Origin of the sequence: Rhizobium anhuiense (assembly GCF_003985145.1) — a bacterium.
GTDB classification, from domain to species: domain Bacteria; phylum Pseudomonadota; class Alphaproteobacteria; order Rhizobiales; family Rhizobiaceae; genus Rhizobium; species Rhizobium anhuiense.
Genome location: NZ_ML133535.1, coordinates 1 through 23,633, shown reverse-complemented (window position 1 = coordinate 23,633; position 23,633 = coordinate 1). Strand labels below are relative to the sequence as shown.

Genomic DNA, 23,633 nt, shown 5'->3' with positions numbered 1-23,633 from the left:
GTTTTTGAGCCGTGTCAATGTGCAAGGCCGCTACGCCGCCAGAATGACATGACGGCCGAGACGCCGTCAGGGACATCAACCTCCCCGTTCCAATGTCGCATTGAGGATCGCTCGCTATGTTCAGAAACCGTCTCCGCAGCGCGAAGCTCTGGGATCGTATTGTCGGTGCCGAGGAAGCGGCGCTCCTGATTACCAATGGGATGACCGTCGGCATGAGCGGCTTTACGCAGGCCGGCGAGGCCAAGGCCGTGCCGCTGGCGCTGGCGGAAAGGGCAAGGCGCGATCCGCTAAGGATTACGCTGATGACTGGCGCCTCGCTTGGCCACAATCTCGATCGAACCCTCGTCGAGGCGCATGCCGTCGCGCGGCGCATGCCTTTCCAATCGGACCCAGTCATGCGCGAGGCGATCAATGCCGGCGAGGTGATGTTCATCGACCAGCATCTTTCCGAGACCGTCGAGTCCCTGCGCAGCGGACAAGTCCCGCCAGTCGACGTCGCCGTCGTCGAAGCAACCGCGATTACAGAAGATGGCGGCATCGTTCCGACCACCTCCGTCGGAAATTCGGCGAGTTTCGCGATTCTCGCCCCGAAAGTGATCGTCGAGATCAACCTCTCTCAGCCGGAAGCTCTCGAGGGACTCCACGACGTCTACATTCCGACCAAGCGGCCGAGCCGCGAGGCAATCCCGATCGTGGCGCCCGACTGCCGCATCGGCGTACCGTTCATTCCTATCCCTGCGGAAAAAATTGCGGCAATCGTCGTCACGCAAAGCAGCGACAGTGCCTCTACAGTGGAGCCGCCGGATGCGCAGACCAACGCGATCGCTGGCCATCTGACAGAATTCCTGTCGCACGAGGTGCGGCGTGGCCGGTTGACGGAAAGGCTGCAGCCGCTGCAGGCAGGCATCGGAACGATCGCCAATGCGGTGCTTTATGGCTTCACCGCGACGCCCTTCCACGATCTCACCCTCTATTCCGAGGTGCTGCAGGATTCGACCTTCGATCTGATCGATGCCGGCAAGCTCGCCTTTGCTTCCGGATCTTCCATGACGCTCTCGGCGCAAAGGCATCGCAGCGTGCTTTCCGAGATCGGGCATTACAAGCAGCGGCTGGTGCTGCGGCCGCAGGAGATCAGCAACCATCCCGAAGTCATCCGCCGGCTCGGTATCATCGCGATCAACACGGCATTGGAATTGGACATCTACGGCAACGTCAACTCGACCCATATCGGCGGCACACACATGATGAACGGTATAGGCGGCTCCGGCGATTTCGCCCGTAACGCCTATATGTCGATCTTCGTGACAAAGTCGCTTGCCAAGGACGGGGCGATCTCACGCGTCGTGCCGATGGTCAGCCATGTCGATCATACCGAGCATGATGTCGACATCCTCGTTACCGAAATCGGTCTTGCCGATCTTCGCGGACTGGCGCCGCGGGAACGCGCCAAAGTCATTATTGCCAATTGTGTGCACCCAAGCTACCGCGAGCTACTCGCGGATTATCATCGGCGGGCGCTGCTGCGCGGCGGGCACACGCCGCATCTGATCGAAGAAGCCTTGGGATGGCACGATAAGCTGCGCCGAACGGGACGGATGTTGTCGTAGGTGGCCGTAAGGCATCCTCAGAAATTCCGTGACACTCGTAGAAACGAGATCGGGAAGGCGGCGGACACCCGAACAGACAACCTTGTCCGCGATTCAAGCCTTTAGCGCGTCAGCGCCGGCACTTCGTCCCTGGAAACGCCTTCGCCCCGCAAAGTGGTGGCGGCATCGCTCGCATCGCGGATCAGGGCGTATTTGACCTGAGTGACTTTGAGATCGCGATACCAGTCAACCAGTTCTCCCCAGGGATCAGTGATCTTGGCCAGACCGGAGATGAACGCGACGACGGTTCCTATCTCGGTCTTGCCGGTGACGACATAATAGCCGCCGAGTGCGAAGATGCCGACATAGCCGACCTGCGTCATCAGATTCATCAGAAAATTCATGGTGAACTTGATCCGGTAGATGCTCATATTGGTCGAGAAGAGCCGCTGCACCCGGCCGCTCTGGGCATCGAGAGCATCGCTGGTGACGACGTGCCGAACCATGCCCTCGCTGACGTGTCGCATCACCGTGATCTTGGTCTCGACCCGGCGGTTGATCGCCATTTGCATCAGCGGCACGAAGCCGATCTGCGGCAAGAAGACGACGGCGACGGCAAGCGCCATCAGCGGCTGCAGGTAGATCATGTAACCGCCAACCGCAATCAGGATGCCGGCCTGCAGGAGGGGCTCCGAAACGCTGGTGCCGACGAAGCCACCGACGGGTTCCGCCTCGGCCAGGACGATCGAAAGCTGGACACCTTCGGCGAGCGCATCGACGGGAGATTCGCGAGAGCACTCGGATGCGGCGAGCACGCCCATGCGAAGCCAGCGGATCGCGACCTCGCCGATCCATCCGCGATAGAGGTTCAGCGCCAGCTTTGTCAGACCTTCCAGCAGGGCGAGGCCGAGGTAAGCGAAAACAAGAATCAGGATGGCCTGGTAGGAAGCGCCCCCAGTGGCCGCGTTGATGATGCGCCTTTGCACCTCAAGCGGCGCCGTACCGGCGAGGAAGAGGAGGATCGAAAGGGCGGCGATCGCGATCTGATGATGGCGACCCATGAGGAGCACGAAACCGAACAGGTTTTTCGGCATTTGACGTCCTGACCCCTCACCCTTCCGATGAGACGACGAGTTTTTCCATGTCGGCAACGAGAAGTACGGACGGTGCCGACGTTGCGAGCATCGAGGTGGCCAGCAGTTGGGCCATGCGAACGTTGGGAGCCGGGTGTTCCATGATCTTCCCTCGAATTCAGGCCTGTCTGGCCTCGCTCTCCGGCGGCGGGATTGCGACGCCGTAATAGGGATCGACCCAGACGAGCTGGTCCTTGATCGACGTCACGCCCGGGACATTCTCGACCGCGACTTTCGCGGCGAGACGTTCGCGTTCGTCGAAGATGGTGCCGTTCAGTTCGGCAACGCCGTTCGTGACCCGGCAATGGATGAAGCCGTTACGGCTCCAGCTCTGCCGGGCAAGCTCGGCGTCGATCGCCGCCTGGATCTGCGCATCGTTTGCGGAAACGGCGGCGGCCGGCAGGGCTTGCGAGAGTGCGCGCAGCAGGTCGGAGCGGGCAACGATGCCGACGAGCCTGCCATTGGCGACGACAGGCAGGCGCTTGATATCCTGACGCTCCATCAGCCTGACGGCGTCGGAGATCGAGGCGGTTGGCGCGATCGCGGAGACCGGGGCGGTCATCACTTCCTCGACCCGTCGCCCGTGCGCGCGGACATATTCGTCGGCGATCTTGCCCGGGCTGGTCAGCCATTCGAGCAGCCAGGAACGCTTGCGTTCCGTGTTCAGTTCACTGCGGCGCAGGAAATCGCCTTCGCTGACGATGCCGACGAGCGCTCCGTTCGCATCAACGACCGGCAGGCCGCTGATCCTGTTGTCGAGCATTAACTTCGCGGCGTCGGCAACGGAACAGGATGCCGTTACGGTGATCGGCGGTGAGGTCATGATGGCTTGAACGAGCATTTTCAACTCCTGACAAAGACAGGTTTGGGATCATGCTGGTGGCGCTCTGAAGCTTTCGAACGCGTCGGCATTTGCCGACGAAACCAGTGGAACGAAGGTAACTGCGATGAAAGCGAAATGCTTTGATCAGCGTCAAAATCAAAAAGGCAAGGAAAACGGCGCGGGCAGATGAACAGGGTATTGGGCCACGCGCCGCCTGTGTCCCCGCCGCTTCGGCCGGCGGGAACGCTGCGCAGCGGCCGGCTATGCCGCGGACTGCCCCTGAGTTGCGACTGCGCTCGCCTGTCCGGCGATGTCGAGCACCATGCGCCCCTCGATCGTTCCCGCCTTCAGCCCGTCAAAGATGTCGTTGATGTCATCGAGCGGCGCGGTGGCGATCTCGGCCCGGACGCGACCTTCTGCGGCGAAGGCGAGCGCTTCATCGAGGTCGCGGCGTGTCCCGACGATCGAACCACGCACGGTGATGCGCTTCAGCACCACGTCGAAGATCGGTGTCGGGAAATTGCCCGGCGGCAGGCCGACAAGACTAATGGTGCCTTTGCGGCGTACCATACTGAGGGCCTGCGAGAAGGCGGGCGGCGAGACGGCGGTGACAAGCACGCCATGCGCTCCGCCGCTCGTCACCTTCAGCACTTTCTCGATCGTGTCTTCGGAAAGCGCATTGAGTGCGAGATCGGCGCCTACCTGGCGGGCAAGGTCGAGCTTGGCGGCGGCGACGTCGAGCGCGACCACCTTGAGGCCCATCGCCTTGGCATATTGGATCGCGACGTGGCCCAGCCCGCCGATCCCCGATATCGCCACCCACTCACCTGGGCGCGCCTCGGTTTCCTTCAAGCCCTTATACGTCGTGACGCCGGCGCAGAGGATCGGCGCAATCTCGGCGAAGTCGACATTTTTGGGAAGGCGGGCGGCGAAGGCGGCGGAGGCGATGACATATTCGGCAAAGCCGCCGTTGCAGCTGTAGCCGGTATTGTGTTGGTGTTCGCAGAGCGTTTCCCAGCCGGTTTCGCAATATTCGCAGCGAAGGCAGGCATCGTGCAACCAGGCGACGCCGACCGCATCGCCTTCCTTGAAATCAGTGACACCGGGACCGAGGGCGGTCACGATGCCCGCTGCCTCATGGCCTGGAACGAAGGGCGGCGTCGGCTTGACAGGCCAGTCACCTTCGGCTGCGTGCAGATCGGTATGGCAGACGCCGCATGCGACGACCTTCACCAGAATTTCGCCCGGCCCGGGCACAGGCACCGGCACGCATTCGATTGCGAGCGGTTTGCCGAATTCGCGCACCACTGCGGCCTTCATCAGTTTGTTCGTCATGATCTTATCCCTTCGCGATGTTTGTTCGGCGGGGATGATGAAGGCGGCGCCCGGCGGCGCATTGATTCATCGCAAAGCGGTTCTTGACGACGTTCATGGCACATTACGCACGCCGGCCTGATCTCGTCTCTTGCGATATGTCGAGGAGTGCGGGCCGGAGTCATCCTATCCCGTGCGCAAAAACATCTGACGATGCAACTGCTTCACGAAACCATCGGCGGACGACGACGGAAGTGGCCGCCGCAAGCGTCACCATGTCCTGAACTCGTCAATCCAGCCTGGCAGTAAAGACGTAACCGACGCCGCGTACGGCCTTGATGAATTGCGGTCTCTTCGGATCTGTTTCGATCTTGCGGCGCAGCCGGACGATCTGGGCATCGATCGTCCGGTCGAAGGCTTCGAGGTTTCGGCCCCGGGTCAGATCCATCAGCACGTCACGGGTTAGCACCCGGCCGGCATGCCGCACGAAGGTTGCCAGCATGTCGAATTCGCCGGTCGTCAACTCGATCTCCGCGCCGTCGGGATCGAGAAGCTGCCGGCGGCTGAGATTGAGCTTCCAATCCTCGAAACCGATGATCTCCTCGCTGACCGGCTCGGCATTGCGTGCCGAAGATTGCCGGCGGCGCAGGATCGACTTCAACCGTGCGTGGACTTCTCTGAGATGGAAGGGTTTGGCGATGTAATCGTCGGCGCCGACTTCCAGACCGACGATCCGGTCGACGACGTCGTCGCGGCCCGTCAGCATCATGATCGGAACATCGGATTGGGCGCGAATTTCGCGGGCAAGATCAAGCCCGTCCGTGCCGCCGGGAAGGACAAGGTCAAGCAGGATGGCATCGAAACTCTGCTGACGCAGGCGTACCCGCATCTCGATGCCGTCAGAAGCGGAAGAGACGGTGTAACCCTCGCCCTCGAAATAGCGCGTCAGCATCTGACGAATGCGCGGATCGTCGTCAACGACGAGAAGATGCGCGTCATGCTGAAGTGTTGCCATCGCCCATCCGTCAAGCCGCTGCTTGTTACAGACTGTTACCCAATGGCACCGTCTTTAACACGCGTGGCATCAGCGTGTCACCAGCGTCGGGTTAGTTGTCCTCATCGACAGCACAGAGGGAACGGTCATGCTGCAGACAACCAATTTTCATCACGCGCTGGAAATCGCCAATGCGGTGCTTCTCGGCTCCGAACAGAGCTGCCTGCAGGCGCTTTTCAACAAGCAGCCGGTCGAACGTCTGGCAGCCGGGGAATCGCTGTTCTTCGAGGGCGACGCCGCCAAACACCTCTTCGAAGTGGTGGAAGGAAACCTGCGCATCTTCAGGATCATCTCCGATGGCCGCCGGGTCATCACCGGCTTTCTGCAAGCTGGCGACATCGTCGGCGTGTCTTTGAAGAACCACTATCTCTACAGCGCCGAAGCCATCACCGACACCAGGGTCCGCCGCCTCTCGCGCAAGGCTTTCGAGGCCGAAGTCGGCAACTCGCCGGCGCTGCGGCCAGAGGTCTTTGCCCGCCTTCGCGACGAGATGGCCGCCGCCCAGAACCAGATGGTGCTGCTGTCCTGCAAGAACGCCGAGGAGCGGGTCTGCAGCTTCCTGCTGAAGCAGCTTCATCGTGACCCGGGCCATAGCCGGTCCAATGCCATTGTCGAGCTGCCGATGACCCGGCTCGACATTGCCGACTATCTCGGCCTGACGATCGAAACCGTATCGCGAATGATGACGAAGCTGGCGAACAAGGGGATCCTGGTATCGGCCGGCCGTCATTGCGTTCGCATCGTGAAATATGGAATGCTGGTGCAACTCTCCGGCGACGATGACGAATATGATGGCGACGAACGCGGCTTGCTCGCCTACGCTGGAAGGCAACGCCAATGATCCTGAAATGACGAAAGTGCCGGAATGAAACTTCCGGAATGCCGAGCGGCGCGGCGCAAATTTATGCGACGCGCTTTGACGACGCTGCGTCCGGCGGCATCGAGCGATGTGCGGTTCGTATCCCCGCCATTTCGGACGATTGCCACGCGCGACGCCATCTGCGGACATCATTTGCAGTGATCATGACCACGTCACCGCCGGCCTCCTTTGAACCGAGGCCGCTCGCCGCGATTTCGCAGAACGCGTCGACATATTGAAGGAAACGGACTTCGGTTGCGCGAGGTGGCGAGGCTACGGAGAGCAGCGCGCGCCTGGAGACAATGACGGTTTTCATGTCTGCGCCGAAACGCACATCGATGCGCCCAGACTTATCTCGTGCATTCAGGCTTGCTGTGACGACATCGTGCGGCACTTTCATCTCCTTTGAGCCGGCATCTCCGTTGAGCAGGAGCCTGCGTTGCATGAACTGCTGCCGGCCAGTGGTGCTCCCTCTCAAGGTACGAGATCAGCACAAAGACACTTTGACCTCGGTCAACTCCACATCATTTGCCGTGCGGCAACTCATGGAACTTGGGGGCATGACGGCGTGTGTCGGAACGCTTCGCCCGCGAGCGGCTGGATCAGCGGGCCGACTTTGACGTCGAGCTGAGATGGACGACGATTTCACCAGTGGACGCCAACATTGACCTAGAACAAGGAAGATCGCGCGCTTTGACGTCATAAACCATTCTGTTTTGTCAAAGGATGCGACAATGTCCGACTGTCTGGTCGCCAAGTATGGCGACGCGCGGTTCCCGCGCTACACGAGCTATCCAACGGCGCCAGCCTTTTCAGCCACGGTGGGGCCGGATGAATATGCGAGGGGACTCGCCAACATCGCAAAAGCCGGACCCGTCTCCGTCTATCTCCACGTCCCATTCTGCCGCTCGATGTGCTGGTACTGCGGTTGTCACACGAGCATCACCCGGCAGGATGGTCCGGTTCGCGAATACCTGGATGTCATGAGCCAGGAGATCGAGCTTGTATCCTTCGCGGCCGGAAACGACGTCCCCGTCAAGAACGTTCATTTCGGTGGCGGCACCCCCACGATTATGAAGCCGCAGGAGTTTGCCGCAATCATGGCCAAGCTGCGGAGCGCCTTCCGGTTTGAGGCAGATGCGAGCATCGCGGTTGAAATCGATCCACGCACATTGGCTGCTCCAATGATCGAGGCGCTCGGTGAAAGCGGTGTCGATCGCGCAAGCCTCGGCGTTCAGAGCTTCGACCCGATCGTGCAAGCCGCGATCAACCGAACACAATCCTTCGAACAGACGGAGATTGCGGTCAGCGGGCTACGCTCCGTGGGCATCTCCAGTATCAACTTCGATTTGATCTACGGCCTTCCGAACCAGACCGTGCAATCCTGCATCGACACCGTCAGACTGGCCGCGCAGCTGCGTCCGGAGCGTTTCGCCGTTTTCGGTTATGCGCACATACCGACCTTCAAGAAGCACCAGCGCCTCATAGATGAAGCGTCGCTTCCGGATGCAAAACAGCGAAACGAGCAGGCCGAAGCCATCGCGGAAGAGCTTGCGAAGGCCGGATATGCGCGCATCGGGCTCGATCATTTTGCGCTGCCGGACGATCAACTCGCGATCGCTGCGCGCAACGGCACGATGAGAAGGAATTTCCAAGGTTACACGACGGATGACTGCGATACGCTGATCGGCCTCGGTGCTTCGGCGATCGGGCGGCTGCCGATCGGCTATGTCCAGAACCATGTGCCATTGGGGCTATATCAGGAGCGGGTTGCTTCCGGCATCCTGCCGACAGCCAAGGGATATCTTCTCACCGAGGAAGATAAGCTCCGGGCCAAAATAATCGAACGGCTTATGTGTGATTTCGAAGTCGATCTCGCAGGATTGAGCAAAGAGTCGGGTTTTGACATCGAATTCCTCATCGACCGAAACGATCGGCTCAGTGAGCTTGTCGCCGATGGCGTCGCGGCGATTTGCGGAGATCGGATTGTCGTGTCTCAAGACGCACGGTTCATGGTCCGCGCCGTTGCCGCGGCATTCGACGCCTATTTCAGTTCGCATGGGCGCACGCACAGCAAGGCCGCTTGAGCGAGAAACCAGCCCTTGCTCGGCGCGCTGCCATGGCCCGCCAGCTTGTTGCTGCAGAGGTAATAGGATGAAGAACCCAATCCCGGACAGTTTCGGAGAACTCGAGAGCTGCTATGAGCAGCTTATGTCGTGGTGCGACGTGCTGCAGGCAATTGCCGACTTTCTGCCTTGCCATATCGATGAAGGCCTCTGCCGCCGTCTTTCACGCGGTCTGATCCCGCTGTTGCTGACGACGCACCAGCTCGAAGAGCATTTGGTCTCGTCGGCGCTCGGACTGATCATGGAGGTCGAGGAGCTGTCCGATGCGAGGGAACACCGGCAAGCCGGTCGCCTATTCGATCATGATGCGGCTCAGCACCTCGTCTTCACGCTGGAAACCCTGAGCGAGGGGCGCTGCCGGCTCTCCTGGGAAGCCGTAGGATATCAGCTGCGTTCGTTCTGCTGTTCGATGCGCCGGCATATCAAGTCGGAGCGGGAGATCATCAGGTTGCTTCAACGGGCAATGAAGGACGAACCGCCGTCGCGTCCCGATGCAGCTGCGCAAACGGAGGCGGCCTGAGCAATGCGACGCTGCCGCGAGCTGCCGTGCCGATAATCGCGAAGCAGCACGCGCTGAACGGGACGGTGCGGGACGGCGCGCAAGCGTGCCGTCCCGCACCTGTCGGTCAATCACTGGGTGATCTGAGCCGGGGTGATCTGCGCGAGGTCGGCATCCAGCCTCTTGCGCGCCATGTTCGGCACCTTGGCGATCTTGATCGCGTCAAGGTTGGCCGGGTTGTCGCCGACCTGGATCAATGCAACCATGCCCATGCCCACATGCGGCGTGCACTTCAGGACATATGCGCCCGGAATATCGAACTTCGCCTGATACTGCTCGCTCGGCCTGGATTTGAACTCGGGAACGCCATCGGGAATGAGACCCTTGAACGTCTCGACGTTGTGGCTCTTGTCCGTGGGAATGAACGTGACAGTATCGCCCGGAGCGATCTTCAGGAAGCCGGGCTCAAACACCATCGCGCCGTCCGCGCCCTTGTTCAGCATCTGAACCTGGTGGTCAGCAGCCATCAACGGTGCAGCCGAAGCGATCAAGGCTGCCGTTGCAGCGATCAGACCGAATTTCAAACGCATTTGCATATCTCCTGTTCTCCGAGGTCCGGTTCGGCCTCGCGGACGTTTTTTAAGACATGCAGGACGCCGGTTCTTTGATGCGGGTCAAACGCGGGAGAAACCACACGCACCGCGCGGGCGAAGGCGCAAGAGCGGGTGAGCTGCACCGCCGACAGATGTCACCTTGCGTCGAGAAGTTCGCGAATCCTCAACGCCAGCTCCTTGGCGGTATAGGGTTTGCGCAGCCACCGGGCGCCCGGAACCGTATCATTGCCCGCGAGACCCGGTTCGGAATATCCCGACGTGAAGAGCACGGCAATGTCCGGCCGTAAAATACGCACCTCTCTTGCGAGCTCGTCACCCGTCATCCCGCCCGGCATCACGATGTCGGTAAAAAGCAGCGCGACGTCAGTGTTTTCCTTGAGGAGATCGAGCGCGCGGTGACCGTTTTCGGCTTCGCGCACCGTATAGCCCATCGAGGCGAGCCTGGCGACGGCTACGCGGCGAACACGGGCGTCATCTTCGACGACGAGCACGACTTCGTCCCCTTGCGGCAGTTGGCTCTCACCCGCGCCATGGTCCGGTGCCGCCTCTTGAGGCTTCCCGCCATTGGTTGCGGGGAGATATATCCGGACTGTCGTGCCGCGCCCCACCTCACTGTAAATCTGCAGATGCCCACCCGATTGCTTGACGAAGCCGTAGACCATGCTCAGTCCGAGACCTGTGCCCGAGCCGACTTCCTTTGTCGTGAAAAATGGCTCAATCGCATGCTTCCTGACCTCCTCCGTCATGCCGGAACCGGTATCCGTCATCGTGACCAGCACGAAATTGCCGCTGCGTAGCTCCGGATACATTTTCGCATAGTCGGCATCGAGATAGACGCGCGAGATCGTCGTCGTCAGACTGCCGCCCCTGGGCATGGCGTCCCTTGCGTTCAAAGCGATGTTCAGAATGGCATTCTGGAGCTGCGAGCTGTCCACAAGGACGTTCAGGCCAGATCCATCGATGACGGTCGACAACCTGATATTTTCGCCGAGCGTTCGACGGAGCAGATCCGAGAAGCCGCTCACAACTTGACCAAGATCGGCGTGCTTCGGATTCAACGGCTGTCGGCGACCGAAAGCGAGCAGTTGAGCCGTGAGAACAGCTCCGTCCTCCGCCGCGGCCTGAGCCTCTCCCAGGATTTCACGAAGGTTGCCGGGCGGCAGTTTGTCCTCGATCATTTCGAGATTGCCGCTGATGACGGTGAGGAGGTTGTTGAAGTCGTGCGCGATGCCTCCGGTCAACTGCCCGACAGCTTCCATCTTCTGTGACTGGCGAAGATCTTCCTCGATTTTGTAACGGCTGGTGAGATCGCGGATAAAACCGGTGAATATCCGCTCTCCGTTTGCCGTCGCTTCGCCGACGTGGAGTTCCATCGGAAATTGCGAACCGTCGGCCCGCTGACCGGTGACGACACGCCCGTAGCCGATGATACGTTTCTCGCCCGTATCGATATAGTGGTCGATGTAGCCGTCGTGGGCATCGCGATAGGGGTTCGGCATCAGGTTGCTGACGTTGCGGCCGCAAATTTGATCGGAAGACATTCCAAACAGCTTCTCGGCAGCCTTGCTGAACGAAAGCACCATTCCCTTGTCATCGATCACCACCATGGCATCCGGCACGGTGTCCAGGATCGAGCTCAGATGCGCTTCGCGGGATTTGACTACCTCTTGCGCTCGCTTCAACGCGCTGACGTCGCTGTTTGTCTGGATGACGGCAAGATCGCCATCCGGCAAATTGACCAGCACGCAACGAGAGGCAACATGAATCTCGTGCCCGCTCTTGTGACGATGAATGATTTCACCCTGCCAGAAGCCGCGCGACTTCAGTTGGTTGCGGATGTTTTCCACCGGTTCGGGGAACTGCGTCGCCAGCAATTCGTGCACCTCCTCCCCGACCGCTTCCTCTCTTGCCCAGCCATACATGTTCTCGCAGCCAATGGACCAATGCGTGACAGTTCCCTCAAAACGATGGATCAGGATGTCGGCTCCGTCCAGCACGTGCACCATGGCATCCAGTTCCTGGGACGATACGGTTCGCGGTGATATGAGGCGGTGAGGCATGAACGTCGATCCTGCGGCTTCGTTACGTCAGTGCAAGCTGACCCTATGACAGGATTTCTCCGAAAAATCATCAGCGTCGCCGGACAACTGCTTAAGAAGGGCGCGATTGACGATTCGCAAATCATGCCTGCCCTCTGGAGCGACGACGTTTCGCGATGCAAGTTTGGTGAGGGTGCGAGACACGGTTTCAATGGTCAAACCGAGATGGTCTGCAATGTCCTGCCGGTTCATGGGGACGCGCAGCAGGCTCTGCCGCGCCTGGGGATTGCGGCGGGATACAAGCTTCGCGATGAAACTGCACAGGCGCTCTTCTGCATTCTTCTTCGAGAGCAGTACCATCTGTTCGTGTGCGGCAGCCGTCTCCTGGCAGAGCAGGGAAATGTATGCGGTGTGAAGAGCATCCGACCGGGCGACTTCGTCGTGGAAGCTTTTCCGGGATACGCGGCGAATCCGGCATTCGGTCACGGCTTCCGCGGTGAAGAGGAAATCGCGTTGCAGCGATGCACCGATCAGGTCGCCGGCGAAGCAAAACGCGGTTATCACACGGCGGCCCTCCCCGACGATGCGATAGAGACGAACAACCCCCTCCACGACCTGGAAGAGATGTTTCGCCTCGTCGCCCTCCCAGCAGATGGCTCTCCCGGCGGAGATGGACTCCATTGCGGAGGAGAGGAAGAGCGCGGACAAAGATCGACCGGCATAGATCGTTTCGTTCGTCATTTCGGCATGTTCGAACGCTTGGTTTTTCTGCATCAGCATCGTCGTGTCCCCCATTGTCAGGACATGTACTAGAACGCCCCTGCGTCACACCGGAATGAGCGGACGGTGCCAAAGGGTGAAAGTTTGTAACAGTTTGTAACTGCGGCGGTCCGCGCCGGTCTTACTGTCCGCTCGTTGATGTAGATCAAGGAGTAATTCGCAGCTTCGTGACAGTCCTGCCGAGAAAGCCGGCCGCGACGCGGTCGTCTGTGCACTGGGGACGACATCATGAATTACACAACGGAAACGATGGTGATCACGGTCGCGGCGTTTCTAGCGTTGCTAGGAGCCGCATTCGCCCATGATCATCTCTTTGCGATCCATATGGGCATACTTTGCCTCTGCCTCGTCATCGGCGCTTTGCTGCTGGTCAGGAACGTGGACTTTTCACCGGCAGGCCAGCAACGCAAAGTCGACATATCCGGCTATTTCGACGAAGTGGTGCGTTATGGCTTGATCGCCACGGTGTTCTGGGGCGTGGTCGGCTTCCTGGTGGGCGTGATCGTCGCGCTGCAACTGGCCTTTCCCGACCTCAACATTGCGCCTTATCTCAATTTCGGAAGGCTGCGGCCGGTTCACACGTCGGCGGTTATCTTCGCCTTCGGTGGCAACGCCCTCATCATGACGTCGTTTTATGTCGTGCAGCGCACCTGCCGCGCACGTCTTTTCGGCGGGAACCTCGCCTGGTTCGTATTCTGGGGTTACCAGCTTTTTATCGTGATGGCTGCGACCGGATATGTCCTCGGAATCACCCAAGCCCGCGAATATGCCGAACCCGAATGGTACGTCGACCTCTGGCTGACCATCGTTTGGGTCGCCTATCTCGCCGTGTATCTTGGGACGATCCTCAAGCGCAAAGAGCCGCACATCTACGTGGCAAACTGGTTCTATCTCGGCTTCATCGTCACCATCGCGATGCTGCATGTGGTCAACAACCTGGCGGTTCCGGCGTCGTTTCTCGGCTCCAAAAGCTATTCCGCCTTCTCGGGCGTACAGGACGCGCTGACCCAATGGTGGTACGGCCACAACGCCGTCGGCTTCTTCCTCACCGCCGGCTTCCTGGGCATGATGTACTACTTCGTGCCGAAGCAGGCCAACCGACCCGTCTATTCATACCGGCTTTCGATCATCCACTTCTGGGCACTGATCTTCATGTACATCTGGGCCGGGCCCCATCATCTGCATTACACGGCACTGCCCGACTGGGCCCAGACACTCGGCATGGTTTTCTCGGTGATGCTCTGGATGCCCTCCTGGGGCGGCATGATCAACGGTCTCATGACCCTTTCGGGCGCCTGGGACAAAATCCGCACCGATCCGATCATCCGCATGATGATCGTTGCCATCGCCTTTTACGGGATGTCGACCTTCGAAGGTCCGATGATGTCGGTGAAGACAGTCAATTCGCTCAGCCATTACACAGAATGGACGATCGGTCATGTGCATTCCGGCGCGCTCGGCTGGGTGGGAATGATCACCTTCGGCGCGATCTATTATCTGACGCCGAAGCTATGGGGACGCGAGCGCCTCTACAGCCCGCGGATGGTCAACTGGCACTTCTGGCTCGCAACCCTCGGAATCGTCATCTACGCCGCCGTGCTTTGGGTTGCCGGCATCCAGCAGGGGCTGATGTGGCGCGAGTACAATTCCCAGGGCTTCCTCGTCTATTCCTTCGCGGAGACGGTCGCGGCCATGTTCCCCTACTACGTGCTGCGCGCGGTGGGCGGAACGCTTTACCTGGCGGGTGGTCTCGTCATGGCCTGGAACGTGTTCATGACGATCCGCGGCCGCGTGCGTGACGAAGCTGCGATCCCAACCACTTTCGTGCCCCAAGCACAGCCTGCCGAGTGAGGTGAGACATGGCATCGATACTTGATAAACATAAGATCCTCGAGAAGAACGCGACGCTTCTTCTCGTCGGCTCGCTGCTCGTCGTGAGCATCGGCGGCATCGTCGAAATCGCACCGCTGTTCTACCTGCAGAACACGATTGAAAAGGTGGAAGGCATGCGGCCGTATACGCCGCTCGAGCTGGCCGGACGAAACATCTACATCCGCGAAGGCTGCTACCTCTGCCACAGCCAGATGATCAGACCGTTCCGCGACGAGGTGGAACGCTACGGCCATTACTCGCTCGCGGCCGAGTCCATGTACGATCATCCTTTCCAATGGGGATCCAAACGAACCGGGCCGGATCTGGCCCGCGTCGGCGGACGCTATTCCAACGAATGGCATGTCCAGCATCTCGCCGATCCCCGGGCAGTGGTGCCGGAGTCGATCATGCCGAGTTACGCCTTCCTCAAAGAGCAACGGGTGACGGTCAAGGACGTGGGAATGGACCTGAAGGCCAACGAGGACGTGGGCGTACCTTATAACGACGACATGCTGGCGAATGCGGAAGCCGACATGAAGGCCCAAGCCGATCCGAACGCAGATACGACGGCCCTGCTTGCCCGCTATCCGAAGGCGAAGACCGGCGATTTCGACGGCGATCCCGCTGCGCTGACCGAAATGGATGCCTTAGTGGCCTACCTGCAGATGCTCGGAACGTTGGTCGATTTCTCGACCTACGACGATGCGACCGGCTACCGGTGAGGTGATCCATGGAAACCTACACTGCAATGAGACACTTCGCCGACAGCTGGGGCCTTTTGGCAATGGCGGCATTCTTCGTCGGCGTGGTTGTGTTCACCCTTCGCCCAGGCAGCAAGCAGACGGCGAAAGAGGCCGCCGATATTCCCTTGAAGGATGATTGAGATGTCGGAAAAACATATCGATGAATTTAGCGGCGTCGAAACGACCGGACATGAATGGGACGGCATCCGCGAACTCAACAATCCGATGCCCCGCTGGTGGGTGTGGACCTTCTACGCCACCATTGTCTGGGCGTTGGGCTATGCGATCGCATATCCCGCGATCCCGATGATTACCGACGCTACGAAGGGCATGCTCGGTTTTTCCAGCCGCGCCGAACTGCAGCAGAACCTGGACCAGGCCAAGGCATCGCAAATGCAATTTCATGATCTGATCGCCGCCAAGACGGTACAGGAAATCGATTCCGATTCTGCCCTTCGCGAATTCGCAATCGCCGGCGGCGCGTCAGCATTCAAGGTGAATTGTGCGCCATGCCACGGCTCGGGAGCAAGCGGCGGTCCTGGATTTCCGAACCTCAACGACGACGATTGGCTGTGGGGCGGAGACCTGGATGCCATCCAGACGACGATCGCGCATGGGATTCGCTTCGACGGGGATACGGACACTCATGCTTCCGAGATGCCGCCCTTTGTCGATGTTCTGGATCCCATCCAGACAAGGCAGGTCGCGGCTTACGTCTGGGGGCTGACCAATACACCGTCGGACCCCGGTCTCGCAGAGGCGGGAAAACAGGTCTTCGTCGACAACTGTGCCGCATGTCACGGCGAGGATGCCAAAGGAAAAGCCGAAATGGGCGCGCCGGATCTCGCTGATGCGATCTGGCTGAAGGCCCGCGGCGAGGATGCGATCATCCGCCAGGTCGCTTCTCCGAAGCATGGCGTCATGCCCGCCTGGGCAGGGCGCCTCGGCGATACGACGGTCAAGGAACTGACGATCTTCGTGCATTCGCTTGGCGGCGGAACGTAAGGAGCAGAGCTATGGCGGCTCACGGCCACAATCCGATCCTCGATCTCTACGGCACGCCGCGCGCAGCGATACGATCACGTGTGTCGGCGCGCGCCAAGGCCCTGCCGCCACCGTCCGATCAGGATGATCCGGCAAAGATCGGCAGTTCGATCATCAGTTTGACCTGCCTCAAAGACCACGAGCAGACAAGCCGCTAGCTGCAGACTTGTCGAGGACGTCCCAGCGGTGTTCGTTCCCCGCGGTTCCTCCAGGCCACGCCCTCTCTCCAGGGCGTGGCCTTTTCCATTGGCGGGAAGACCTTCGTCTTGATCTGTATCAAGGAAAGGATGCGCGGCGGATGGGACAAGGTCGGGTGAAATCGGATAGGTCCCATGAACCTCTACACTGCACCAGATCCCGACAGCATCGAACGGCTCAGCGTCGAGCCGGTCAACGCCCGTCGCAATCGGCAGCCTCTCTATGCACCTCGGAAGAAGGTTTTTCCCAAGCGTGCAGAGGGGCGATTCCGTCGATTCAAATGGATCGTCATGCTGGTCACGCTCGGCATCTACTATCTCGCGCCATGGATTCGCTGGGATCGCGGTCCTTACGCGCCTGACCAGGCAATCCTCATCGACCTTTCCTCACGACGCTTCTTCTTTTTCTTCATCGAAATCTGGCCTCAGGAATTTTATTATGTGGCTGGTCTCCTCGTCATGGCGGGGTTCGGCCTGTTTCTCGTCACTTCCGCGGTCGGCCGCGCCTGGTGCGGCTACGCCTGTCCGCAGACCGTCTGGGTCGATCTCTTTCTCGTCGTCGAACGCGCGATCGAAGGCGATCGAAACGCGCGAATGAAGCTTGACGCCGCTCCCATGAGCTTTGCCAAGCTGAGGAAGCGTGTCGTCAAACATTCGATCTGGCTGCTGATCGGCGTCGCCACGGGCGGAGCGTGGATTTTTTATTTTGCCGACGCGCCGAGCCTGCTTGTTTCGCTGTTCACTGGCCGCGCTCCTGCAGCCGCCTACGCCACGGTCGCCGTCCTTACTGCGACGACCTATGTGCTCGGCGGCCTCATGCGCGAGCAGGTTTGCACCTATATGTGCCCGTGGCCACGCATCCAGGGTGCGATGCTCGACGAGAATTCTCTCGTCGTCACCTATCATGACTGGCGGGGCGAGCAGCGGTCGCGTCACGCGAAAAAGGCGCAAGCCAAAGGCTTGCCGGTGGGCGATTGCGTCGATTGCAATGCCTGCGTGGCGGTGTGCCCGATGGGTATCGACATTCGCGACGGACAGCAGATGGAGTGCATCACATGCGCGCTCTGCATCGACGCCTGCGACGGTGTCATGGACAAACTCGGAAAGCCTCGCGGCCTGATTGCCTATGCCACGCTGAGCGAATACGCGAGCAACATGTCACTGGCGACCGACGAAGGGCGAACGGCCGTCCAGCCGTCTAGGGTTCGAAACGAGGATGGAAGCTTCGTCCCGGCGATCCGGCACTTCAACTGGCGCATCGTCTTTCGTCCGAGAATCGTCTTTTACGCGGTCGCCTGGGCATCGGTCGGCGTGGCCATGCTCGTCCACCTCGCCTTTCGCGAGCGCCTTGAACTCAACGTCGTTCACGACCGAAACCCCCAATATGTTCTGGAAAGCGACGGCTCACTGCGGAATGGCTACACGCTTCGGATCCTGAACATGGTGCCGACGCCGCGGGATGTGAACATAAGCCTGGTCGGGCTGGAGGGGGCGACGATGCGTATTCCCGAGTTCGGCAAGGAAGACGCTCGCCGCTTTACCGTCCATGCCGAACCGGACGCAGCCACGACGCTCAAGGTCTTCGTTACGCGCAAGCCCACCGGCGCCGCAATCAGTGAATTTCTGTTCGTGATCGAAGATACGGATCGCGCCGATCGGGCAACCTACCGCGCGGCGTTCAATGCACCGGGAGACACCAAATGAAGACCTCTGCCCAAGGTTTTACAGGCCTGCACATGCTGGTTGCGACCTCGACCTTCTTCGCTGTGGTGATCGCGGTGAATGTCACCATGGCCTTCTATGCCTCCTCCAGCTGGAGCGGTCTGGTCGTGGAAAATACCTATGTCGCCAGTCAGGAGTTCAACCGCAAAGCGGCGGCGATGAAGGCAATGGCGGCTTCCGGCGTCGCGGGCGATCTCTCCATAAGAGGGCATCAGATCCGCTACGACATTCACGACAAGAGCGGCGCGCCTGCGACCGTCGACGAGGTCGTGCTGAATTTCAAGCGACCCGTCGGAGATCACGAAGACTTCCACCTCACGCTCAGAAAAACAGCCGAGGGACGGTTCGAAGCAGATCACAACCTGGCCGAGGGTGACTGGATCGTGGAGGCCATCTCGCGAAACGACGGCTTGGTCGTCATGCATGAGGCCAAACGCATCGATACCAAGGAGTTGGACCGATGACCTGCTGCACCATGGACGCGGAAAGCGTGCTTGCTCTCAGCACGACGTCATCCAGTGCCGAAGAGGTCCGCCTTGCCAGCCAGCCGCTCGGCGGCGGACTGCGCCAGTTGGACTTGAGCGTTCCTGATATTCACTGCGGTGGCTGCATTTCGACCATAGAAGGGGCGTTGCTGACACTTCCTTTCGTCAAGACGGCGCGCGTCAATCTTACGGCTCGAAGGGTAACCTGCGTCTACCAGGAGGAGATGGAGACACATGCCGCCGATCCGTCCGAGATCCTCGCAGCGATCAACTCGGCCGGATATCGCGCGCATCTCTTTACCCCCTCGGCCGCCGAAAACGACAGAACCCGCAATCAGCTTCTCCTGGCGATCGGCGTTTCCGGCTTTGCGGCCGCCAACATCATGTTGCTTTCGGTATCGGTCTGGTCTGGCGCAGATGCCGCGACACGCGACATGTTTCATTGGATCTCGGCGATGATAGCAGCGCCCGCGCTGGTTTATGCCGGGCGTTTCTTCTTCAAATCGGCCTGGAATGCGCTCCGCCGCGGGCGCACCAACATGGACGTTCCGATCTCTCTCGCCGTGACGCTCTCCTATGCCGTTTCACTGTGGGAGACCATCCATCACGGTGAACATGCATGGTTCGACGCTTCGGTTTCGCTGCTCTTCTTCCTGCTGATCGGCAGGACCCTCGATCATATCATGCGGGAAAAGGCTCGGGCGGCGATCAACGGACTTGCAAGGCTGGCGCCGCGCGGGGCCTTGCTGATCAATCCGGACGGGTCCCGACGTTACATTGCGGTAGAAGAGATCGCGGTGGGAGATGAAATCTCGATAGCGGCAGGCGAAAGGGTTCCCGTCGATGGCGTAGTGGTCAGCGGAGAAAGCGACGTGGATCTCTCCATCGTCACCGGCGAGAGCAGCCCCGTCGCCGTCGCCAGTAACAGCGAGGTGAGTTCGGGCGCGATGAACCTGACCGGCTCGCTCGTCCTGCGCGCGACGCGCATTGCCAAGAATTCGCTTCTTTCGGAGATCATCGGCCTCATGGAAGCAGCCGAGGGCGGAAGAGCTCGCTACCGCAGGATCGCCGATCGCGCTGCGGCGCTCTATTCGCCGGCCGTGCATCTGTTGGCGCTGGTCTCGTTTCTTGCCTGGGGCTTCCTCGGCGGAGACTGGAAACAGGCAATGCTGGTCGCGGTAGCGGTCCTGATCATTACCTGCCCATGCGCATTGGGCCTTGCCGTGCCCGTGGTCCAGGTCGTCGCCGCGGGGGAGCTTTTCCGCAAGGGCATCATGGTGAAGGACGGTTCGGCACTCGAAAGACTGGCCGAGACCGACACTGTGGCCTTTGACAAAACGGGCACCTTGACGATGGGCAGGCTGCGCCTTGTCAGAATGGACGCCATGGAAGAGACCACAGCAATCGCCCGCGGATTGGCCGTGCATTCACGGCATCCTCTTTCTCAGGCTCTGCTGCGGGGCACCGAAACCGCCCCCATGTCCTTCGACAGCGTCACGGAGATCCCCGGCGGGGGACTGGAAGCCAGGAAAGGCGCTGACGTCTATCGACTGGGCAACACGGCATTTGCCTGCGGAACCAGCTGCGTGCCCCGCACCGCCGATAGTCCGTTCTCGGAAGTGGTCTTGTCGCAGAACGGCGTCGATCTTGCCCGTTTCTTCTTCGATGACACGCTTCGTCCGGGCGCTCGCGAGGCCATCGGCCAGCTCGACGCAGCCGGCCTTGAAACGCTGATCGTGTCCGGCGACCGTCAGATCGTCGTCGACAATACGGCGCATGCTCTGGGCATCGGCAGGGCTTTGGGCTCTCTGACGCCGAAACGGAAGGTCGATGAATGCCAGAGGCTGAACGGCGAAGGGCGTCGCGTGCTCATGGTTGGCGACGGGATCAACGACGCTCCTGCCCTTGCTGCGGCCCATGTCTCGATGGCGCCGGCCACGGCCTCCGATATCGGCAGACAGGCCGCCGACCTCGTTTTCTTCAACGATCGCCTCGACGCTGTGCCGGAAGCGATCGCCATTGCGCGAAGCTCCGCCAACCTCATCCGGCAGAACTTCGCTCTCGCCATCGGTTACAACGTCCTGGCGGTGCCGATTGCCATCGCTGGATTGGCGACGCCGCTCATAGCGGCGGTGGCAATGTCGACATCTTCGATCATCGTCGTGATGAACGCACTGCGCCTGAACGCGTTCGGCAAGCGTCCGGCTATGCAGATTCGGGGGCGGGTCGGCCGGAGTGCGGAGGTCAAGGCCGCATGAACATGTTGATCTATCTCATACCCATCGCACTGCTGATGGGAGGAATGGGACTGCTGGCATTTCTTTGGTCGCTGAAGAGCGGCCAGTATGACGATCTTCAAGGGGCCGCCTGGCGAATTCTCGCCGAGGACGAAACCGATCGAAGAAAACCCTAACCGCAACCGGGTCCAAACACGAAAGGAAGATGGATGCTTGCGAAAAATTCAGTCCTTCTGCAGTCCGACCTGTTCGCTGGTTTGGATCCGGCGACCGTGGAGCAATTCACCGCAACGGCTGAGGTTCGCACCTTCGCTGCTGACGAGAAGATCATAAGCGAGGGCCAGCAGGCATCATTCGTCTACTGCGTCACGAACGGGTTTGTCCGACTTTCAAAATCGGAATCCGCCGGGCGCGAGGCTGATATCTGCGTGTGCGAGCCGGGCGACACGTTTGGCGAATATCTTCTCTCAGGCGGCGGCTCCTATGCCTATAGCGCGTGGTCGGCCGACGGGGCCGAGGTCGCGCTGTTCGAGCTTGCGGAGTTGCAGGCATTTGCTGACCAACATCCGGTCATTCACCGGAACGTCATGCGCATCATGGTCAGGCATCTGCTCGGCGCGATGGATTGTATTGCCGGTGACCGGCTGCTCACGGCGGCGCAACGTGTGGCAAACTACCTGATGAGCCGCTGCCCCGCCTCGGCGTCCACCTCGCGGGTCGCGTTCCGCCTCCCTTACCGGAAGAGAATCCTGGCCGGCAAATTGGGTCTGGCGCCGGAAGCCCTGTCGCGAGCGTTTGCGACGCTCGCGGCATCGGGCGTCGAAGTCAGAGGCAAGGTCGTCCTGGTCGAAAGCGTCGACCTGCTTCGCGAAGCGTGCTGAACCCGAAAAATTGGGATGGAAGAGCTCGTCGTCGTTGACCGGAATCAATGTGCCGTCCCCCGGCCTCGGTATGTTCAAGCGCAAAAGGGCGTCTGGACGTTATGGTTATTTGGATTGTTTTCGCGGTCATCACGACTGCCATCATCGCCTCTCTTCTTCATCCACTTGCGTCAGGCCGTGTCCGGTTCAACGATGGTGCGGCCGCAGCCGGCCGGGTCTATCGGGATCAACTTCTCGAACTCGACAGGGAATTGCTGGCGAACGAAATCGGCTGCAACGAGTATGAATGCGCGCGGGCTGAAACAGCGCGGCGCCTTTTTAAGGCAAGCGAGCAGAAGCAAGAAGAATGCCGCAGGTTGCCGCATCCGCACAGGTGGCTGAGGTTGGCGATCGCCGCGTTTCTGCCTTTGGCGAGCATTGGCCTCTATGGTCTTGCGGGTTCGCCCGACATGCCGTCGCTGCCGTTGCAAGCGCGATTGGAGGATCCTGGCCAGGACATTGCAATACTGGTCGCGAGAACCGAGCGCCACCTCGCGAGCCAGCCGGATGATGGCCGCGGATGGGATGTGATCGCTCCAATCTACCTCAGGGCCGGCCGGATCGCCGACGCGCGGTCGGCTTACCGCAATGCCCTGCGTCTGCTGGGCCCGGACATTCATCGCCTGGGTGGCCTTGCCGAAGCCCTGATGGCCGAGGCGCATGGTTCGGTGAACAAGGAGACGGTCGACGTCCTGCGACAGATCGTTCAGCTCGAACCTGAAAACCCGCGCGCCCTGTTCTACATCGCTCTCGGCATGGAGCAGGCGGGCCGTCCCGATGAGGCGCTGATGGCCTTTGCGGCACTTGCCAGGCTGTCGCCAGCGGACGCGCCGTGGCTGCCTCTCGTCAATCAGCACATCGCCGCCAATGGCGGAGTTCCGCTGATCGCCGCCGGGACTGCGGATCGACGTCAGGCGATCGAAGCCATGGTGACGGGCCTGGACGCAAAGCTTTCCGAAAGCCCGGACGACTTGAATGGCTGGCTCAGGCTCGTCCGCTCTTACGCCGTATTGAACGATAGGGATCGTGCCGCCGGCGCCCTGAAGCGCGGGCTTGCGGCCTTTCCGCCGGCCGGCGAACAGGGCCGGCAATTGCTGGCGCTTGCCCGGGAACTCGGCATAGCAACGGAAGGAATGGCGCAATGACGCGCAAGCAGAAGCGCCTGGCGGTGATCGCCGGCGGCATGGGCTTCATTGCCGCCGCCGTGCTGCTGGTGATGTTCGCCTTCAGCCAGTCGGTCGCCTATTTCTACATGCCGGCCGATCTGGCGAAGACGCCGGTGGCGCCGCAAACCCGCATCCGCCTCGGCGGCCTGGTCGGCGAGGGCAGCGTCGTGCGCGGCACCGGCTCGACCGTGGAATTTGCCGTCACCGACGCCAGCGCCAATGCCGTGAAGGTGAGATATACCGGCATCCTTCCCGATCTCTTCCGCGAGGGCCAGGGCGTCGTCACCGAAGGCATGTTTACGCCGGGAACGAATGTCTTCGTCGCCGACACCGTGCTGGCCAAGCATGACGAGACCTATATGCCGAAGGATGTGGCCGACCGGCTCAAATCCCAGGGGCTGTGGAAGGAAGGGCAAGGCC

Annotated in this window: 25 protein-coding genes; 16 read left to right on the top strand and 9 right to left on the bottom strand. The window is 60.5% G+C overall.

The genetic code is table 11. The features are described 5' to 3' along the window. Window positions 1-116 precede the first annotated feature (116 nt). The gene (locus EEQ99_RS27385) at window positions 117-1,607 is read left to right on the top strand and encodes a succinyl-CoA:acetate CoA-transferase ScpC (RefSeq protein ID WP_127431370.1); all 1,491 of its coding nucleotides are present in this window, start codon (window positions 117-119) and stop codon (window positions 1,605-1,607) included. Between the two features lie 101 nt (window positions 1,608-1,708). On the opposite strand, the gene EEQ99_RS27380 is transcribed toward EEQ99_RS27385, so the two are convergent. The 5 genes from EEQ99_RS27380 to EEQ99_RS27365 all read right to left on the bottom strand — a co-directional run bounded on the left by EEQ99_RS27380 (window position 1,709) and on the right by EEQ99_RS27365 (window position 5,871). Continuing rightward, window positions 1,709-2,680 (bottom strand): ABC transporter ATP-binding protein, encoded by a 972-nt coding sequence (locus EEQ99_RS27380; protein ID WP_028759092.1) that lies wholly within the window; start codon window positions 2,678-2,680, stop codon window positions 1,709-1,711. Window positions 2,681-2,696: 16 nt separating this feature from the next. Then, complete coding sequence (locus EEQ99_RS35405; RefSeq protein WP_280178100.1) at window positions 2,697-2,822, bottom strand: hypothetical protein; 126 nt, start codon at window positions 2,820-2,822, stop codon at window positions 2,697-2,699. A gap of 15 nt (window positions 2,823-2,837) precedes the next feature. Continuing rightward, the gene (locus tag EEQ99_RS27375; protein WP_028759093.1) at window positions 2,838-3,560 is read right to left on the bottom strand and encodes a CBS domain-containing protein; all 723 of its coding nucleotides are present in this window, start codon (window positions 3,558-3,560) and stop codon (window positions 2,838-2,840) included. A 243-nt stretch (window positions 3,561-3,803) separates the two neighbouring features. Beyond that, on the bottom strand, window positions 3,804-4,877 hold the full coding sequence (adhP, locus tag EEQ99_RS27370; protein WP_097544495.1) for an alcohol dehydrogenase AdhP: 1,074 nt from the start codon (window positions 4,875-4,877) through the stop codon (window positions 3,804-3,806). Between the two features lie 268 nt (window positions 4,878-5,145). Then, complete coding sequence (locus EEQ99_RS27365; protein WP_028757964.1) at window positions 5,146-5,871, bottom strand: response regulator; 726 nt, start codon at window positions 5,869-5,871, stop codon at window positions 5,146-5,148. A 127-nt stretch (window positions 5,872-5,998) separates the two neighbouring features. On the opposite strand from EEQ99_RS27365, the gene EEQ99_RS27360 reads away from it, so the two are divergent. Beyond that, window positions 5,999-6,751, top strand: a complete 753-nt coding sequence (locus EEQ99_RS27360; RefSeq protein WP_028757963.1) for a Crp/Fnr family transcriptional regulator — start codon at window positions 5,999-6,001, stop codon at window positions 6,749-6,751. Window positions 6,752-6,812: 61 nt separating this feature from the next. On the opposite strand, the gene EEQ99_RS27355 is transcribed toward EEQ99_RS27360, so the two are convergent. Next, entirely contained in the window at window positions 6,813-7,214 is a 402-nt protein-coding gene (locus EEQ99_RS27355) for a hypothetical protein (RefSeq protein WP_244604851.1), read from the bottom strand. 289 nt (window positions 7,215-7,503) lie between these two features. On the opposite strand from EEQ99_RS27355, the gene hemN reads away from it, so the two are divergent. Continuing rightward, the gene (gene hemN / locus EEQ99_RS27350) at window positions 7,504-8,856 is read left to right on the top strand and encodes an oxygen-independent coproporphyrinogen III oxidase (protein ID WP_063473410.1); all 1,353 of its coding nucleotides are present in this window, start codon (window positions 7,504-7,506) and stop codon (window positions 8,854-8,856) included. Window positions 8,857-8,923: 67 nt separating this feature from the next. Next, complete coding sequence (locus EEQ99_RS27345) at window positions 8,924-9,415, top strand: hypothetical protein (RefSeq protein ID WP_063473411.1); 492 nt, start codon at window positions 8,924-8,926, stop codon at window positions 9,413-9,415. A gap of 110 nt (window positions 9,416-9,525) precedes the next feature. Here EEQ99_RS27345 and EEQ99_RS27340 read toward each other — a convergent pair whose 3' ends face one another. The 3 genes from EEQ99_RS27340 to EEQ99_RS27330 form a co-directional block, all read right to left on the bottom strand. Next, on the bottom strand, window positions 9,526-9,984 hold the full coding sequence (locus tag EEQ99_RS27340; protein WP_063473412.1) for a pseudoazurin: 459 nt from the start codon (window positions 9,982-9,984) through the stop codon (window positions 9,526-9,528). A 158-nt stretch (window positions 9,985-10,142) separates the two neighbouring features. Then, complete coding sequence (locus EEQ99_RS27335) at window positions 10,143-12,068, bottom strand: PAS domain S-box protein (protein WP_063473413.1); 1,926 nt, start codon at window positions 12,066-12,068, stop codon at window positions 10,143-10,145. A 27-nt stretch (window positions 12,069-12,095) separates the two neighbouring features. Then, the gene (locus EEQ99_RS27330) at window positions 12,096-12,827 is read right to left on the bottom strand and encodes a Crp/Fnr family transcriptional regulator (protein WP_063473418.1); all 732 of its coding nucleotides are present in this window, start codon (window positions 12,825-12,827) and stop codon (window positions 12,096-12,098) included. 228 nt (window positions 12,828-13,055) lie between these two features. On the opposite strand from EEQ99_RS27330, the gene ccoN reads away from it, so the two are divergent. From ccoN to ccmE, 12 genes are all read left to right on the top strand, one after another. After that, the gene (gene ccoN, locus EEQ99_RS27325; protein WP_097544496.1) at window positions 13,056-14,678 is read left to right on the top strand and encodes a cytochrome-c oxidase, cbb3-type subunit I; all 1,623 of its coding nucleotides are present in this window, start codon (window positions 13,056-13,058) and stop codon (window positions 14,676-14,678) included. An 8-nt stretch (window positions 14,679-14,686) separates the two neighbouring features. Next, window positions 14,687-15,421: a cytochrome-c oxidase, cbb3-type subunit II gene (ccoO, locus tag EEQ99_RS27320; protein ID WP_028757956.1), complete on the top strand. Its 735-nt coding sequence runs from the start codon at window positions 14,687-14,689 to the stop codon at window positions 15,419-15,421. A gap of 8 nt (window positions 15,422-15,429) precedes the next feature. Next, entirely contained in the window at window positions 15,430-15,582 is a 153-nt protein-coding gene (locus EEQ99_RS27315; protein WP_017969139.1) for a CcoQ/FixQ family Cbb3-type cytochrome c oxidase assembly chaperone, read from the top strand. Between the two features lies 1 nt (window position 15,583). Next, on the top strand, window positions 15,584-16,447 hold the full coding sequence (gene ccoP / locus EEQ99_RS27310) for a cytochrome-c oxidase, cbb3-type subunit III (RefSeq protein ID WP_028757955.1): 864 nt from the start codon (window positions 15,584-15,586) through the stop codon (window positions 16,445-16,447). A gap of 11 nt (window positions 16,448-16,458) precedes the next feature. Further along, window positions 16,459-16,644, top strand: coding sequence for a hypothetical protein (locus tag EEQ99_RS27305; RefSeq protein ID WP_028757954.1), 186 nt, complete (start codon window positions 16,459-16,461; stop codon window positions 16,642-16,644). 174 nt (window positions 16,645-16,818) lie between these two features. Next, complete coding sequence (gene ccoG, locus EEQ99_RS27300) at window positions 16,819-18,387, top strand: cytochrome c oxidase accessory protein CcoG (protein WP_097544497.1); 1,569 nt, start codon at window positions 16,819-16,821, stop codon at window positions 18,385-18,387. After that, window positions 18,384-18,869 (top strand): FixH family protein, encoded by a 486-nt coding sequence (locus EEQ99_RS27295; RefSeq protein ID WP_127431369.1) that lies wholly within the window; start codon window positions 18,384-18,386, stop codon window positions 18,867-18,869. Before ccoG ends, EEQ99_RS27295 begins: the two co-directional genes overlap by 4 nt. Beyond that, on the top strand, window positions 18,866-21,148 hold the full coding sequence (locus tag EEQ99_RS27290) for a cation-translocating P-type ATPase (protein ID WP_127431368.1): 2,283 nt from the start codon (window positions 18,866-18,868) through the stop codon (window positions 21,146-21,148). The genes EEQ99_RS27295 and EEQ99_RS27290 overlap by 4 nt, the downstream gene beginning before the upstream one ends. After that, entirely contained in the window at window positions 21,145-21,303 is a 159-nt protein-coding gene (gene ccoS, locus EEQ99_RS27285) for a cbb3-type cytochrome oxidase assembly protein CcoS (RefSeq protein WP_028757950.1), read from the top strand. The genes EEQ99_RS27290 and ccoS overlap by 4 nt, the downstream gene beginning before the upstream one ends. Before the next feature lie 33 nt (window positions 21,304-21,336). Next, window positions 21,337-22,008 (top strand): Crp/Fnr family transcriptional regulator, encoded by a 672-nt coding sequence (locus EEQ99_RS27280; RefSeq protein ID WP_127431367.1) that lies wholly within the window; start codon window positions 21,337-21,339, stop codon window positions 22,006-22,008. 101 nt (window positions 22,009-22,109) lie between these two features. After that, window positions 22,110-23,192 (top strand): c-type cytochrome biogenesis protein CcmI, encoded by a 1,083-nt coding sequence (gene ccmI / locus EEQ99_RS27275; protein WP_127431366.1) that lies wholly within the window; start codon window positions 22,110-22,112, stop codon window positions 23,190-23,192. Then, a partial coding sequence (gene ccmE, locus EEQ99_RS27270) for a cytochrome c maturation protein CcmE (protein ID WP_127431365.1) occupies window positions 23,189-23,633 on the top strand: 445 nt, incomplete at its 3' end. The genes ccmI and ccmE, both read left to right, overlap by 4 nt.